The sequence below is a fragment of the Micrococcus antarcticus genome (assembly GCF_044872765.1).
GTDB lineage: Bacteria > Actinomycetota > Actinomycetes > Actinomycetales > Micrococcaceae > Micrococcus.
In genome coordinates this window covers 2558519-2572964 of record NZ_CP085253.1, presented here as the reverse complement: position 1 = coordinate 2572964, position 14446 = coordinate 2558519, and the positions used below count along the sequence as shown (strand labels likewise).

Annotated in this window: 17 protein-coding genes; 6 read left to right on the top strand and 11 right to left on the bottom strand. The window is 72.7% G+C overall.

The window, feature by feature from the left end:
* Window positions 1-3 precede the first annotated feature (3 nt).
* Together LG274_RS12005 and LG274_RS12000 are read left to right on the top strand one after the other, a co-directional pair.
* A complete protein-coding gene (locus LG274_RS12005) occupies window positions 4-585 on the top strand; it encodes a dienelactone hydrolase family protein (RefSeq protein ID WP_298984787.1) in 582 nt (193 codons plus the stop codon).
* Window positions 582-896 carry a hypothetical protein gene (locus LG274_RS12000; RefSeq protein WP_298712792.1) on the top strand — a complete coding sequence of 105 codons (315 nt, stop codon included), beginning with the start codon at window positions 582-584 and terminating at the stop codon, window positions 894-896. Before LG274_RS12005 ends, LG274_RS12000 begins: the two co-directional genes overlap by 4 nt.
* 18 nt (window positions 897-914) lie before the next feature.
* Here LG274_RS12000 and LG274_RS11995 read toward each other — a convergent pair whose 3' ends face one another.
* The gene (locus LG274_RS11995; protein ID WP_298984789.1) at window positions 915-2330 is read right to left on the bottom strand and encodes an MFS transporter; all 1416 of its coding nucleotides are present in this window, start codon (window positions 2328-2330) and stop codon (window positions 915-917) included.
* Between the two features lie 70 nt (window positions 2331-2400).
* A complete protein-coding gene (locus LG274_RS11990) occupies window positions 2401-2979 on the bottom strand; it encodes an LURP-one-related/scramblase family protein (RefSeq protein WP_404464674.1) in 579 nt (192 codons plus the stop codon).
* Between the two features lie 146 nt (window positions 2980-3125).
* Here LG274_RS11990 and LG274_RS11985 point away from each other — a divergent pair, with 146 nt between their 5' ends.
* Genes LG274_RS11985 through LG274_RS11975 form a run of 3 tightly spaced genes read left to right on the top strand, consistent with a single transcriptional unit; the run spans window position 3126 to window position 5444 of the window.
* A complete protein-coding gene (locus tag LG274_RS11985; protein WP_404464672.1) occupies window positions 3126-4271 on the top strand; it encodes an LLM class flavin-dependent oxidoreductase in 1146 nt (381 codons plus the stop codon).
* Entirely contained in the window at window positions 4268-4939 is a 672-nt protein-coding gene (locus LG274_RS11980; protein ID WP_248115227.1) for a CE1759 family FMN reductase, read from the top strand. Before LG274_RS11985 ends, LG274_RS11980 begins: the two co-directional genes overlap by 4 nt.
* Window positions 4911-5444: a MarR family transcriptional regulator gene (locus LG274_RS11975; protein ID WP_343282344.1), complete on the top strand. Its 534-nt coding sequence runs from the start codon at window positions 4911-4913 to the stop codon at window positions 5442-5444. Before LG274_RS11980 ends, LG274_RS11975 begins: the two co-directional genes overlap by 29 nt.
* Before the next feature lie 71 nt (window positions 5445-5515).
* Here LG274_RS11975 and LG274_RS11970 read toward each other — a convergent pair whose 3' ends face one another.
* The 8 genes from LG274_RS11970 to LG274_RS11935 form a co-directional block, all read right to left on the bottom strand.
* Window positions 5516-6826, bottom strand: a complete 1311-nt coding sequence (locus LG274_RS11970) for a trypsin-like serine protease (protein ID WP_298712776.1) — start codon at window positions 6824-6826, stop codon at window positions 5516-5518.
* A gap of 134 nt (window positions 6827-6960) precedes the next feature.
* Complete coding sequence (locus LG274_RS11965) at window positions 6961-7926, bottom strand: SseB family protein (protein ID WP_298712773.1); 966 nt, start codon at window positions 7924-7926, stop codon at window positions 6961-6963.
* The gene (gene priA, locus LG274_RS11960; protein WP_248115231.1) at window positions 7923-8708 is read right to left on the bottom strand and encodes a bifunctional 1-(5-phosphoribosyl)-5-((5-phosphoribosylamino)methylideneamino)imidazole-4-carboxamide isomerase/phosphoribosylanthranilate isomerase PriA; all 786 of its coding nucleotides are present in this window, start codon (window positions 8706-8708) and stop codon (window positions 7923-7925) included. The genes LG274_RS11965 and priA overlap by 4 nt, the downstream gene beginning before the upstream one ends.
* A gap of 10 nt (window positions 8709-8718) precedes the next feature.
* Window positions 8719-8877 carry a hypothetical protein gene (locus LG274_RS11955; RefSeq protein WP_248115232.1) on the bottom strand — a complete coding sequence of 53 codons (159 nt, stop codon included), beginning with the start codon at window positions 8875-8877 and terminating at the stop codon, window positions 8719-8721.
* The gene (gene hisH, locus LG274_RS11950) at window positions 8877-9536 is read right to left on the bottom strand and encodes an imidazole glycerol phosphate synthase subunit HisH (RefSeq protein WP_298712770.1); all 660 of its coding nucleotides are present in this window, start codon (window positions 9534-9536) and stop codon (window positions 8877-8879) included. Before hisH ends, LG274_RS11955 begins: the two co-directional genes overlap by 1 nt.
* Window positions 9536-10192 (bottom strand): imidazoleglycerol-phosphate dehydratase HisB, encoded by a 657-nt coding sequence (hisB, locus tag LG274_RS11945; RefSeq protein ID WP_319074736.1) that lies wholly within the window; start codon window positions 10190-10192, stop codon window positions 9536-9538. Before hisB ends, hisH begins: the two co-directional genes overlap by 1 nt.
* A gap of 66 nt (window positions 10193-10258) precedes the next feature.
* Window positions 10259-11374 carry a histidinol-phosphate transaminase gene (locus tag LG274_RS11940; RefSeq protein WP_248115234.1) on the bottom strand — a complete coding sequence of 372 codons (1116 nt, stop codon included), beginning with the start codon at window positions 11372-11374 and terminating at the stop codon, window positions 10259-10261.
* 57 nt (window positions 11375-11431) lie between these two features.
* The gene (locus tag LG274_RS11935; protein ID WP_404464667.1) at window positions 11432-11803 is read right to left on the bottom strand and encodes a LysM peptidoglycan-binding domain-containing protein; all 372 of its coding nucleotides are present in this window, start codon (window positions 11801-11803) and stop codon (window positions 11432-11434) included.
* A 247-nt stretch (window positions 11804-12050) separates the two neighbouring features.
* On the opposite strand from LG274_RS11935, the gene lexA reads away from it, so the two are divergent.
* Window positions 12051-12773 carry a transcriptional repressor LexA gene (lexA, locus tag LG274_RS11930; protein WP_248115236.1) on the top strand — a complete coding sequence of 241 codons (723 nt, stop codon included), beginning with the start codon at window positions 12051-12053 and terminating at the stop codon, window positions 12771-12773.
* A 22-nt stretch (window positions 12774-12795) separates the two neighbouring features.
* Here lexA and LG274_RS11925 read toward each other — a convergent pair whose 3' ends face one another.
* Window positions 12796-14313: a DASS family sodium-coupled anion symporter gene (locus LG274_RS11925; protein WP_404464665.1), complete on the bottom strand. Its 1518-nt coding sequence runs from the start codon at window positions 14311-14313 to the stop codon at window positions 12796-12798.
* Between the last annotated feature and the right edge of the window lie 133 nt (window positions 14314-14446).

Here is a 14446-nt window from a genome sequence, read left to right as displayed (position 1 = left end):
CCCATGGCTCAGATCATCCTCTTCCACCACGCCCTCGGCCTCACGGACGGTGTCCGCGACCTCGCCGAGAAGATCGCCTCCGGCGGCCATCAGGTCCACACGCCGGACCTCTTCGACGGCGCGCTCTTCGCCACCCCACAGGAGGGCATCGCGCACGTGGGGACGCTCGGCGGCTTCGACCGGATCGCGCTCGAGGGCATGCGCGTGGCCGCGGAGTTCCCGTCCGCGTCCGTCGTCGCCGGTGTCTCGATGGGCGTGGTCCCCGCCCACAAGGCGGCTCAGACCGTGCCCGCCTTCCGCGCATGCATCGACATCTCCGGGTTCGTCCCGCTCACCGCGTTCGCCCCTCTGTGGCAGCCGCACACGGCCCTGCAGGTGCACCTCGCCTCCGAGGACGCCTGGGTCAAGGACGAGGACCTGCCGCTGGCCCGCTCGATCGCCGCGACGGATGAGAATCCGGACGCCCCCGCGGTGCTCTTCGAGTACGAGAGCGCCGAGCACCTGTTCATGGACTCCTCGACCTCCGGCTACGACGCCGACCTCACGGACGTGGTGGTCCGCCGCATCCACGAGCTGTTGGCGTGAACCTCCCCGTCCTCGGCTCGCTGGCCTCCCTCGCCGGGGCTGGGCTGCTGCTCACGGACGCACGGCGCCGAACGTGGGCCGCTGCGGTGCGCGCGGCGGACCTCGTGCTCGGCGGGTTCGGCGTGATCCTCACCCTCGCGTTCGGCGGGTCCGCCCTGTCCATGATCTCCACCCTCAGCGACGAAGGGTGGGACGCCGTCGGCGACGCCGCGGCCGCGTTCTCCGCCGCCGCCGCTCTCGTCGCGCTCGCCGCGGTCACGCTGCTGTTCACCATCGTGCGGCGCTGGTGGCCGGGCGACCTCACCCGCTGACCGCCGCCACCGCCGCGGTCAGCGCGCGGCACCCCGCCGTCGTCGGGTCAGCGTGGCCAGCGCGGCCACCGCCACGAGCACGAAGCCCACGAGGGCGGCGAACACGTAGCCGGCCGCCGGCGAGATCGCGTCGATGAAGACGCCCGCCACCGGCGCGCCGAGAGCGGCGCCCGCAGTCATGGCCGAGCCGTAGAAGCCCATCGCCTCGCCGCGGCGCTCCTCCACCACCAGGTTCGAGAGCCGCGAGGACGCAGCGGCCAGCGTGGGCGCCGTGAGCAGGCCCGAGGGGATCGAGGCGAGCGCCAGCGGCCACAGACCGTCCACGACCGCCATGGGCATCGTGAACAGGGCGAACAGAGCCATGAGCAGGTACGGGTGGACCTGGCGCCCCCAAGCCCCGTAGAACAGGCCGCCGATCGCCGAGGCACCGCACCACAGCGCATACACCACGCCCACCGCGGCCGCCTGGCCGGCGCGCTCCAGCTCGGCCACCATGGACACCTCGGTGCCCACCATCACGATGCCCGCCGCCATGGACACGACGAGCACGCCCAGGGCCTCCGGGGTGACCCACGCGAAGTTCTTCTCCCGCCACAGCGCGAGCCGCTCCCGCCGCGTCAGGCCCAGGCGGGCCTGGGGCACCGGCCCGGAGCCGTCCTCCGCGATGCGGGGCATGGCACCCGTGATGATCGGGATCGCTCCGGTCACCAGCGGCACGGTGCCCGTGGCGAGGTCCGGGGCGGTCATCTCCACGTGCATCGGCGCGCCGTGCACGGACTGGGCCACCGCCTGATCGCGGTCCTCGGCCTCCGTGTACGGGTCGTCCGTGGCCGGCCCGACGACGGCCAGCTGGCTCGAGCGCGTCGGCGGGTTGAACCACATCAGCAGCAGGCCGCCAAGGGCGCTGGAGAGGCCCACGATGGTCAGCCCGAGCGCGCTGGACCACGTGGCGGCCACCACGGCGCCGAGGGCCGGGCCCATCATGAAGATGGTCTCGGTGATGATCGAGTCGAGGGCGAACGCCGTCTGGCGATCCTTGCCGTGAGTGAGCACGCCGAGGCCCTGGCGCACCACGGAGAAGATGGGCAGCGCGAACACGCCGCCGAGGAACACGGCCAGCAGCATCCAGGGGAAGGGCAGCCACGGCACGATCGGCCAGATGAGGGCCTCCGCCACCACGGACGGCAGCAGCGCCCGGCGCAGACCCTTGGCGTCGACCACGCGGCCGCGCCACGGAGCGCCGACGGCGATGCCCAGCGTCATGGCCGCCGCCGCGAGGCCGGCCTGGCCGTAGCCGAGGCCGAGCGTCAGCGCCACGTGCAGCGTGAGGATCACGCCGGCCGCCGTGTGGGGGAAGCGGGCGATGAAGCCCACCATCAGCAGTTGGCGGATCCGAGGGTCCTGCAGCAACCGTCCGTACGCTCCGAAGTCCACCCCAGAAGCTTAGGGCTTCCGGTGTGTGGTGCAGTCCGGCTCACACCGGGCCTGCCGAGACCGCGCCCGCTCAGTTCTTCCGCTGGTCCTTCGCGCGCAGCAGGTCCAGGGCGATCGCCGTGCCCAGCACCGCGCAGCGCACCACGGGCGGCATCGCGGGGTCCACGGTGAGCTGGTACCGCGAGCGCCCCGCGAGAGCGTTCAGGAACCCGGCGAACTCCGCCGTCACGCGGGCGATCTGCCGCTCCCCGGCCGCGAACGTGTAGTCGTAGTCGAACAGGTCGCCCGTCACGGAGAACCGCGTCCCGTCGACCACCTCCACGCTCACGGCGGTGCGGAAGAACGCGAACTCCCGGGCCACGTTGGCCAGCGGATACCCCTGCGCGTCGAACACCTGGAAGCGGTCCCGCCCGAAGGTCGCCGGGTCCTGCAGGTGGAAGCGGACGCGGCCGTCCTCCCCGTCCACCACGTCGAACTCACGCGAGCCCATCAGCATGCGGCTCAAGCCCCCGCCTCGGGTCACCACCGTCGCCACGGTCTCCCCGTCGGGGCCGAGGATCGCCATGTCGTTGGAGTTCCACGTGGTCATCTGCTGCACCGTCACGGCGTTCACGTGCGCGAGGCGGCCTGCGTCGAAGGTCCCGGTCATGCGACCAGTGTCCCGCCGTCGTCGTCCTCCCGGAATACCCCCGGCTCGGCACGCGTTGACGGATATGGTTCAGTTTTGAAAGACGACGAGGGGCCCGCCCCCTCGCCCGTCCGGCCCCGCCCCGCCCCGCCCCGAAGGAGCAGCCCATGCAGTTCGGCGTCTTCACGATCGGTGACATCACCACCGATCCGACCACCGGCACCACCCCCACCGAGCACCAGCGCATCAAGGACACCGTGCGTATCGCGCGGCACGCCGAGCAGGCGGGCTTCGACGTGTTCGCCACGGGCCAGCACCACAACCCGCCGTTCGTGGCCCCGGGCAACCCGCCCACGCTGCTCGCGTACCTGGCGGCCGTGACGGAGAAGATCCAGCTCTCCACGGCGACCACGCTCATCACCACGATGGACCCGGTGCGCCTGGCCGAGGACTACGCGTACCTGCAGCACCTCGCCGACGGCCGCGTGGACCTCACCCTGGGCCGCGGCAACACCGGACCCGTGTACCCGTGGTTCGGCAAGGACATCCGCCAGGGCATCCAGCTCGCCGTAGAGAACTACCACCTCCTCTACCGCCTATGGCACGAGGAGACCGTTGACTGGAGCGGCAAGCACCGCACCCCGCTGCAGGACTTCACCCTCACGCCCCAGCCGCTCGACGGCGTGGCGCCCTTCGTGTGGCACGGCTCCATCCGCTCGCCCGAGATCGCCGAGCAGGCCGCCTACTACGGCGACGGCTTCTTCCACAACAACATCTTCTGGAACAAGGAGCACGTCATCCAGATGGTGCGCCTGTACCGCCAGCGCTTCGAGCACTACGGCCACGGCAAGGCACACCAGGCCTACGTGGGCCTCGGCGGCCAGGTCTACATGGCCAAGAACTCGCAGGACGCCGTCAAGGAGTTCCGCCCGTACTTCGACAACGCGCCGGTGTACGGCCACGGCCCCTCCCTCGAGGACTTCACCCGCCAGACCCCGCTGACCGTGGGCTCCCCGCAGGAGGTCATCGAGCGGACCCTCGGCTTCCGCGACTGGGTGGGCGACTATCAGCGTCAGATGTTCCTGATCGACCATGCGGGCCTGCCCACGGACACCGTCCTGAAGCAGATCGACATCCTGGGCGACGAGGTGCTCCCCGTGCTCGGCAGGGAGTTCGACGCCCTCACGCCGGCCGACGTGCCCGAGGCGCCCACCCACGCGTTCCTCGTCGAGCGCGCCCGTCGCGGCGAGGCGCCCGTCCCCGGCGGCGCCGAGGGCTCGGCCGCTCACGCGGAGCGGGAGTCCGGCCGATGAGCGCCGTCACCGGCCCGTTCACGCCCGAGACGCGGCACATCGCCGTCGTCTCCGGCGGCCTCGGGGAGTCGTCCCAGACCCGCATGCTCGCCGAGCGCCTCGCCGAGGCGGCCTCGAGCGCCCTCGCGGGCCGGGGCTCGGCCCCCGAGATCCACCTGATCACCCTGCGGGAGCTGGCGGTCGACGTCGCCCAGGCGCAGGTGACCGCCACCACCTCCCCGGCACTGCGCGCCGCGCTCGACGAGGTCGAGCAGGCCGACGCCGTCATCGCCGTCTCCCCCACCTTCAAGGCGTCCTATGCGGGCCTTTTCAAGGCCTTCTGGGACCTCGTGGACGACGACGCCGTGCGCGGCACCGCCGTGCTGCTCGGCGCGACCGGTGGCACCGCGCGGCACTCGCTCATGATCGACACCGCGATGCGGCCGCTCTTCTCCTACCTGCGCACGCGCATCATCCCCACGGCGGTGTTCGCCGCCTCGGACGACTGGGGCGAGGTGACCGGGGCCGCGGCGTCCATGCGGGACCACCCGCTGAGCGCGCGCATCGCGGCCGCAGGGAGGGACCTCGCCGAGGTCATGCTCCTGCGCCCCGCGCGGCCGCGCCGCGCGAAGGGCGAGGCAGAGCTGGAGGTGACTCCGTTTGACCAGCTCCTCAACCCCGGCGCCTGAGCCGGTTCCCGGCTCCGCCGACGCCGCGACGTGGTACGGCTCCGCCCCCGAGGACCGCAGGCCTGAGGGTGCGGCCCAGCAGGCGTGGCGCGCGTACTTCGAGTCCACCCAGATGCTCTCCGAGCTGCTCGAGCGCGGACTGAAGCGGGACGCCGGGCTCTCGCTGGCCGACTACAACCTGCTGCTGCTCCTCTACGAGTCCCCCGATGGCCGCCTGCGCCTCGGAGAGCTCGCCGGGCGCATGGTCTTCTCCCCCTCGCGCATGACGTACCAGGTCAAGAGCCTCGTGGCCCGCGGCCTGATCGAGCGCCACCCCGCGGAACGGGACCGGCGCGGATTCGAGGCTGTGATCACGGACGAGGGCCGCCGCGCCTTCCGCCGCGCAGCCGTCCATCACGCGCGCGAGATCGACGACCTCTTCCTCAGCTCCCTGGAGCCCGGGGAGGCGGAGACCCTCGGCCGGGTGTTCTCCCGGCTCGGCCACCGCCTCGAGGGGCGGTGCTGACGCACCAGGCCCGGTGATCCTCGCGGAATCACCGGGCCTGGTGTGCTGCTGTGGCCGAGAGGCCGGACGGATCAGCCGATGCGCTGGCCGCCCAGGGTCACCACCGTGTCCGCGGGGGCGTCGGCGGAGCTGACCGCGATCACCTTCACGGAGCCGCCGGCGGGGACGTCCGCCGGGACGTTGATCCAGGCCATCGGCTGCACGGTGTGCAGCTGCATCTCGCCCAGCACGGAGCCGTCCGCGTCCAGGGCGTAGACCTTCATGTACTCGAAACGGCCCTCGTCCGTGGTGATCTGGGTGCGGGTGCCGCGGGCCACGCCCTCGGCGGCGGTGTAGGTCACCTCGGTGGTGAGGTCCGGGGCCGGCGTGGCCTTGGCGGGAGCGGAGGCCTTGGCCTTGGCCTTGGCCTTGGCGGGAGCGGAGGCCTTGGCCGGAGCCTCAGCCTTGGCCGCGGCGGGAGCCTTGGCGGCCTTCTTCTCCGCCGCAGCCTTCTTCTCGGCGACGGCCTTCTTCTCCGCGGCCGCCTTCGCCTCCTGCTTCGCGATCAGCTCGTCGGCGATCTCCTTCTGCTCCTCCGCCGGGATCGTCGTGACCTCGGACTCGGCCACAGGGGCCGCTCCGGCGGTGGGCATGTCGGCGGCGTGCTTCGGGGCGGGGCGCGCGGCGTGCTTGGGGGCGGGGCGGGGGGTCTTGCCGGACGTCGCCGAGGAGGCCGTGGCGGCGTCGAGGGCACGGGTCGACTCGATCGGGACCATGATCGAGGACATGGCCTTCGCGTCGCAGCTGACCGCCTCGCCGTCCTCGTCGAAGGTCACCGGCGCGACGCCCGAGATGACGCCCACCACGCGCTGCTGCGCGTCGTAGACCGCTCCGCCCGAGTCGCCGGGGTGGGTGGTGGCGGCGTCGAGGGCGACCTGGTCGGCATAGCCGTCGGCGCACACGGCGTCGCTGTCGAACGCGTGGGCATGGCTCAGAGAGTTGGGGTGGCCCATCGGGACGGAGGAGCCGTGCGTGTACACGGTCTCGCCCGCCTCCACGGAGGCGGCGGGCCGGGTGGCCCAGTCGCCGACCACGCGGACGTCCTCGGCCAGGCCGATGCGCACCAGGTCCACGCCGGACTCGCCGGGCAGGGCGGTGACGGTACCGATGCGCGCGCCCTCGGCGGAGCGCACCGGGGAGCCGACCTCCCACACGGCCCCGCCGCAGTGGGCCGCGGTGTAGGCGGTGGACTCGTCCACGATGGTCAGGCTGCACGCCCCGGCCGGCGCCGAGAGCGCCGATCCCTGGGTGAGCGGGGTGGACGCGAGGGCGGGGCCGGCGGCGGCGACCGCCACGGCGCCCAGCGCGGCGGTGGCCGCGCCGGTCAGGGTTCTGCTTCTCATGACATCTCCTCCAGATGGATGCCTAGGACCGGCCGGAAGTGCACGGTCGTCCAGCGCGGGGCGGCCGAAACGGCGGCGCCCCTCCCCCACCACGGTAGCCGATGGGGGTCGGCACGCCCATGGGAGCGCGGGGCTCAGGGCCGGCGGACGGCGATCTCCACGGAGTCGGCCCGCTCAGCCAGCAGGGGCAGGTCCGACAGCACCATGCGCAGCGTGGCGGCCATGAGCCGCACGTCGGCGTCGTCCACGCCGCGGGTCGGCATGGCCACGACCTTGAGCTCCGGGCCCGAGCCGCCGCCGTTCATCACCGCGCCGGACGCCGTGCGCGTCGCGACGCCGGATCCCGGCGCGAGGCCGAGGTTCAGCAGGTGCGGCACGAGGTCCGCGACCTCCGCGATCTCATCGGCCACCTCCTGGTCCACGTACGACGGCGTCCACTCCTGCTGCTGTGCGAGCGCCCACACGGCGGGGCGGCGCACCACGTAGGTGTGCTCAGCGCCGGCGTCGACCACCACGAGCTCACATCCCTCGTCCACCGCCGAGAGGCACGCCCGCGGCATCCACACGGCCACCGGCCGCGCCTCGGGGTTCCACGCCGTGAGGGCGGGCACGTTCGTGAACACGGGCAGGGCGGCGCGGCCGTCGGCGGCGCGCAGGGTCACCAGGGCGACGTCGGCCGCCTTGTCCCCGTGCGCGCCGAACTCGTGCCCGTGGCCGGCGTGGTCCGCGTGGTCGTGCACGTCCGCCTCGTCGACCGCGAGCGTCGGGACCACGGCGGCGAAGACCCGGATGTGCCCGAGCACCGCGGAGACGTCCTGCTCGGTCGCCTCCGAGCGGGCGAGCCGCTCCATGACGTCGGTCCACCGGGCGTCGGCGGTGCCGTCGTCGGCGTCGAACGCGTGCAGCGGATTGGCGGAACCGTCCACGCCGCCGCCGGCGAGGTCGCGGCCCTCCCACGGGACGCCGGCCGTGTCCGCGACGTTCTCCCCGGCCGTCTTCTCCCGCATCCGGTCCAGCGCGGCGCGGATGTGCCCCGGCAGCTCCCGCGATGCCGGCCGCTCGAGCGCGACGGTCTCCTCGTGCGCGGAGTCCGCGCTCATTCGGCCACCGCGAAGGGGTGCGCGGCCCGCGCCTCGTCCACCGTGGAGCCGCCGGCCACCGCGAGCGCCTGCTCGAGGCTGAACCGGCCCGCGTAGAGGGCCTTGCCCATGATGGCTCCCTCGACGCCGTCCCCCACCATCCCCGCGAGCGCGGCGACGTCCTCGAGCGAGGAGATGCCGCCGGAGGCGACCACGGGCTTGGCCGTCTTCGCGCACAGCTGCGCGAGGAGCTCGGTGTTCGGCCCCTTCAGGGTGCCGTCCTTCGTGACGTCGGTGACCACGTAGCGGGCGCAGCCGGCGTCCTCGAGGCGGGCCAGGACCTCCCAGAGGTCGCCGCCCTCCTTCGTCCAGCCGCGGGCCGCGAGGGTGGTGCCGCGCACGTCCAGGCCCACGGCCACCTGCTCGCCGTGGCGCTCGATCACGCGCGCCGTCCACGCCGGGTCCTCCAGGGCCGCGGTGCCGAGGTTCACTCGGGTCGCGCCCATCTCGAGGGCCCCCTCGAGGGACGCGTCGTCGCGGATGCCGCCGGAGAGCTCGATCTTCACGCCGAGCTCCTCCACCACGCGGCGCATGACGTCGCGGTTGTCCCCGCGGCCGAACGCGGCGTCGAGGTCCACGAGGTGGATCCACTCGGCGCCGGCGCGCTGCCAGTCGAGGGCCGCGGTGAGCGGGTCGCCGTAGGAGGTGGCGGAGCCGGCCTCCCCCTGGACGAGACGGACGGCACGGCCGTCCTGCACGTCCACGGCGGGCAGCAGCTCGAGGGCGGGGGTGTTCGGGGTCATGGGGTACCTCTCAGCGGGAGACGGTCAGGAAGGCGGCGGCGATCGCCATGGCGGCGAGCACGAGGGCGATGACGACGGCCCACCCGGGGGCCTTCTGCGTGCGCATCGACCAGGCGGCACCGAGCAGGATGCCGCCGAGGGCGAGGTAGAGGACGGACCAGTAGGGCATCAGAGGGTCTCCAGCCAGTTGCGGAGCAGCGCCTGCCCGGCCTCGCCGGACTTCTCGGGGTGGAACTGCGTGGCGGACAGCGGCCCGTTCTCCACGGCGGCGATGAAGTCCGCGCCGTGGTGCGCCCACGTCACCTGCGGGGGGCGCATGGTGGGGATGGTCTGGTCGAACTCCCAGCGCAGCACGCCGTAGGAGTGGACGAAGTAGAACCGCTCGTCCTCGATCCCCCGGAACAGCGCGGAGTCCTCCGGCGGTCGGACGGTGTTCCAGCCCATGTGGGGCAGGACCTCGGCCGGGAGCTCCTCGACCACGCCGGGCCACTCCCCCATGCCATGGGTCCGCTCGCCGTGCTCCACCCCGGCGTCGAAGAGGACCTGATGGCCCACGCAGATGCCCAGCACGGGGCGACCACCGGCCACGCGGCGGCCGATCCAGCGGGTGCCGCCGACCTCGGTGAGAGCGCGCATCACCGAGGCGTAGGCGCCCACGCCGGGCACGAGCAGCCCGTCCGCGTCCAGCACGGCGTCCGGATCCCGGGTGAGCTCGACGACGGCCCCGGCGCGCTCGAGGGCGCGCACGGCCGAGTGCACGTTGCCGGAGCCGTAGTCCAGGACGGCAACGCGCGGGCGCACCCCGGGCACGGACGTGGGCGCCGCCATCAGAGCGCGCCCTTCGTGGAGGGCACGTCGTCCACGCGCGGATCGTCCTCGACGGCCGCGCGCAGAGCGCGGGCGAACGCCTTGAACTGGGCCTCCACGATGTGGTGGGGGTCGCGGCCGCGGACGACGTCCATGTGCAGGCAGATGGCCGCGTGCTGCGTGATCGCCTCGAAGACGTGCCGGGTCAGGGAGCCGGTGAAGTGGCCTCCGATGAGGTGGTACTGCTGCCCGTCCGGCTCGCCCTCGTGCACCAGGTACGGACGCCCGGAGACGTCCACGACGGCGCGCGCGAGCGCCTCGTCCAACGGCACGGAGGCCTCGCCGAAGCGGCGGATGCCCCGCTTGTCCCCGAGGGCGACGCGGAGCACCTCGCCGAGCGTGATCGCGACGTCCTCCACCGTGTGGTGCACGTCGATGTGGGTGTCCCCCGTGGCGCGGACCCTGAGGTCGATCCGTGAGTGGCGCGAGAGCGCCGTGAGCATGTGGTCGTAGAACGGGACACCCGTGGAGATGTCCGCGGCGCCGGAGCCGTCCAGGTCCATCTCCACGTGCACGTCCGACTCGCTCGTGGTGCGCTCCATGCGCGCCCGGCGTCCGGAGATCAGCTCGGCTGCCACGGGTCCTCCTGGGGATACGGGGGTGACGGTCGCATCCATCCTAGGTTCGGCGGCGCATGCCCGGCCGCGCGCGTCGTTGCGTCTCGCGCGGCGGCCGGCGCGGGGTCACCGTGCACCCGCGGCGAGGGCCTCCTCGAGGGCGGTGAGGAACGCGGTGGTCTCCTCCTCCGTGCCCGCGGTGACGCGCAGGTGGTGCGGGATGCCGACGTCGCGCACCAGCACCCCCCGCTCGAGGAGCGCCTCCCACACGGCGTGCGCGTCCTCCAGGTGGCCGAAGAAGACGAAGTTCGAGTCCGAGACGGCCGGGTCCAGGCCCAGCTCGCGCAGCCGGGCCACGATCCGGTCGCGCTGGGCCTTGATGTCCGCCACGGTCTCCAGGAGCGTCTCCACGTGCTCGAGGGCGGCGATCGCGGTGGCCTGCGTGACCGAGGAGAGGTGATAGGGCAGGCGCACGAGGCGCAGGGCATCCGCCACGGCCGGGTCCGCGGCGAGGTAGCCGAGGCGGGCGCCGGCCAGGGCGAACGCCTTGGACATGGTGCGGGTGACGATGAGCCGCTCGCGCCCCTCCAGGAGGGTGAGGGCCGAGGGCGTGCCGTCGAGCGCGAACTCGGCGTAGGCCTCGTCCACGACCACCATGGCGCCCGGGCCGCCCTCGGCCTCGTTCCGGGCCTGGGCGGTGTAGACGGCCTCGATCACGTCCAGCCCGAGGGCGGTGCCCGTGGGGTTGTTGGGCGAGGCGAGGAAGACGAGGTTCGGACGGTGCTCGCGCACCATGGCCGCGGCATGCTCGGCCGAGAGGGTGTGGTCCGCGGCGCGCCCGCCGTCGACGAATGCCGTATCCGTGCCCGCGGCCAGCAGCGGATACATGGAGTAGGAGGGGAGGAAGCTGAGGACGCTGCGGCGCGGCCCGCCGAAGGCCTGGAGGATCTGCTGGAGCACCTCGTTGGAGCCGTTGGCCGCCCACACGTGTGCCGCGGTCAGCCCGTGGCCGAGGTACCCGGCCAGGCTCTCCCGCAGCCGGGTGAACTCGCGGTCCGGGTAGCGGTTCAGCCCCCCGGCGACCTGCGCCACCCGTGCCACGACGGCCTCCGCGACCTCCGGGGGGACGGGGTGCGTGTTCTCGTTCGTGTTGAGCATGAACGGCACGTCCAGCTGGGGGGCGCCGTAGGGGCTCTGCCCGCGCAGGCCCTCGCGCAGCGGGAGGGAGCTCAGATCGGTCATACGGGCCATTCTAGGAACAGGAGCACGCCGAGCGCGCCGTGAGTCGCCGGCCAGCCCTCAGTCCCCCGCGGGCACGAACAGGGACTCGCCCAGCTCGAGCTCCCGGCCCTCCAGGCTGTTCAGCTCGGCGATCCGCGTCATGGTGGTGAAGGGGTCCTCCTCCGGCGCAGCCTCGGCGGCGATGGACCACAGGCTGTCCCCCGGCATGACCGTGACGGTCTCCAGACGCGCGCCCGGACCCTCGGAGGAGACCGCCGCAGGGGAGGTGAGGACGCCCGCGAGGAACGCCGCGACGACGGTGAGCACGGCCGCCGCCAGCATGAGCGGAAGCCCGCGGAGCACGAGACGGCCGCGCCTGTTGAGGCGGAACCCGCTCGGAGCGGGGCGAGCGGGGACGGGACGGGAGAGAGGTGCGGTCAGGGTGGTCATGGTGATGGTCGCCTTCCTCCCGCTGCGGGCGGGAATTCGAACGTGTGTTCGAACCTGTTCGAATCCATGTCTAGCACACACCTTCGAGACACGCCCAGCGTGGATCGAACATATCTTTGGATCCGGTGACGGACTCCACTAGGGTCGAGGGCACCGGACGTGCTCCGACCCGCGGTGGATCGCCTTCAGGGCAAGACCATCAGCAGGGGTGGACACGCTAAGCGACCTCGGGAGAACGGACCGCCGCATGGCCACCCCTGACCACCAGACCCCAGCCGGGTCCGCCCCCTCGCTCACGTCCCGCCAGCGGCGGATCGTGGAGACCATCCGCCACGCGATCGCGGAGTGCGGCTACCCCCCCTCCATGCGGGAGATCGGGGACGCGGCGGGCCTCGCCTCGCTCTCCTCCGTCACGCATCAGCTCGGCCAGCTCGAGCGCTTCGGCTACATCCGCCGCGATCCGGGCCGCCCCCGCGCGCTCGAGGTGCTGCTGGCCGAGGACGGGACGACGCTGACTGCCGAGACGGCCTCCCCCGTCGCCCCGGTCTCCGAGCTCCCCCAGATCCCCTCGTGGCACACGGACGCCGCCGAGGGCGACGCCGTCTCCATCCCGTGGGTGGGTCGGATCGCGGCCGGCGGCCCCATCCTCGCCGAGCAGCAGGTGGAGGAGGTCATGACGATCCCGCGCCGCCTCACGGGTGAGGGCGAGCTGTTCATGCTCCGCGTCTCCGGCGACTCGATGGTGGATGCCGCCATCTGCGACGGCGACTGGGTGGTGGTGCGCCGGCAGGAGACCGCGGACAACGGGGACATCGTGGCCGCGCTGCTCGACGACGAGTCCACCGTGAAGACCTTCCGCCAGCGCGACGGCCACACGTGGCTGCTCCCCCAGAACACCGCCTACGAGCCCATCATGGGTGACCACGCCACCATCATGGGCCGCGTGGTCACCGTGCTGCGGGCGCTCTGAACGGCGCCCGCGGCGCGGACGGTCAGACCAGGCCGAGCCACCGCCAGTACGTCGCGGAGAAGAGCAGGACCATGAGGTAGCCGATCACCGTGATGGGCAGTCCCGCCTTGAGGAACTGCATCGGGGTGAACGCGCCCGTGCCGTACGCGAGCATGTTCTGCGGCGCGGAGACCGGCAGCAGGAAGCCGAAGCAGATCAGGAACTGCATGATCACGACGAACCCGAGGCCGCCCTCCGCGGCGTTCGGGATGGACGCGGCGAAGGCGATGAACACCGGGATCAGGGCGCTCGAGAGCGCGGTGGCCGAGGCGAAGCCCAGGTGGATGAGGATCGTGAAGGCGCCCATGACGGCGATCAGCGCGACGATCGGCAGCTCGGCGAGGCCGAGCGCGGTGAAGGTGCGCTCGGAGAGCCACGCCGCGGCGCCCGTCTTGAGCAGCAGCGAGCCGAGCGAGATGCCCACGGCGAACACCACGAGCGTGCCCCAGTTGACGAGCTTCTCCACGGTCTTCCACGAGAACACGCCGACGCGCGGGAGCAGGAGGAAGGCGACGGCGGCCAGGGTCACGGTGGTCGCATCGACGGGATGCAGGACGCCCTGGGTGGCCCACGCGGTCACCAGGAGGACGGCCACCACCGTCAGGCGCATCTCCTTGCCCGCCATCGGGCCGAGGGCGGCGAGGTCGCGCTGGACGACCTCGCGACCGCCGACCATGCGGTCCGTCTCCGGCTTGATGGCCCAGCGCATCACGAAGTAGAGCACCACGGACATGACGGCGGCCCACGGCGCGCCCCAGACGAACCACTCGAGCCACGTGATCTGGCGGCCCATCTGGTCCTGGATGAAGCCGACGGCGACGAGGTTCTGGGCCGCGGAGGTCATGATGCCGATGTTCCAGATGGAGATGGCCTGCGCGGCGGTGATGACGAGCAGGGCGCTGAGCTTCGAGTCGGTCGGCATGCCGAAGGCCGCTACGAGGCCCATGAGGATCGGCACCACCGCGCCGGCGCGTGCCGTGGCCGACGGGACGAAGAAGGACAGGATGATCGTGATGACGATCGTGCCGATGAGGATGTTGCTCGTCTTCTCGCCGGCGAACTTCAGCACGAGCAGCGCCACGCGCTTGTGCAGCCCCGTGGCCTGCATGGCGGCGGCGAGCACGAGGGCGCCGGCCACGAGGGCCACCCCGGAGTTGGAGAAGCCGCCCAGCGCGAGCCCCAGGGCGCCTGACGTGCCGAGGGCGGTCTCCGGGTCCGCCATGTCCGGGGCGAATCCGACGAGGAACGCGATCAGCCCGATGATGAGCACGGCGCTGACCGGGTAGGTGACGGCCTCGCTCACCCACACGATGACGGCGAACGCGAGGACCGCGAGCGCCCGCTGTCCCGCGACGGAGAGTCCGAGCTCCTGCAGGCCGGGCATCAGGGCCACCGCGGCCATCGCGAGGACGGCCAAGGCCAGCCACACCGGCTTGAGGTTCAGGTGCGCCAGGAAGGAGTCGTGGTGGCGATTCGCCGCGCGCTCGTGCGCCCGAACCACCTCCCGCTCCTCGCGGGCCTGGCCGCCCAGGGAGGCGCGGCGTTCGGCCGTCCTCCGCAGTCGATGGGATCCTGAGGTCCTGCCGGTGGCCAGGGCCGCCCGCCTTCCCGCCGCGCGCGGCGGCGTGCTCGCT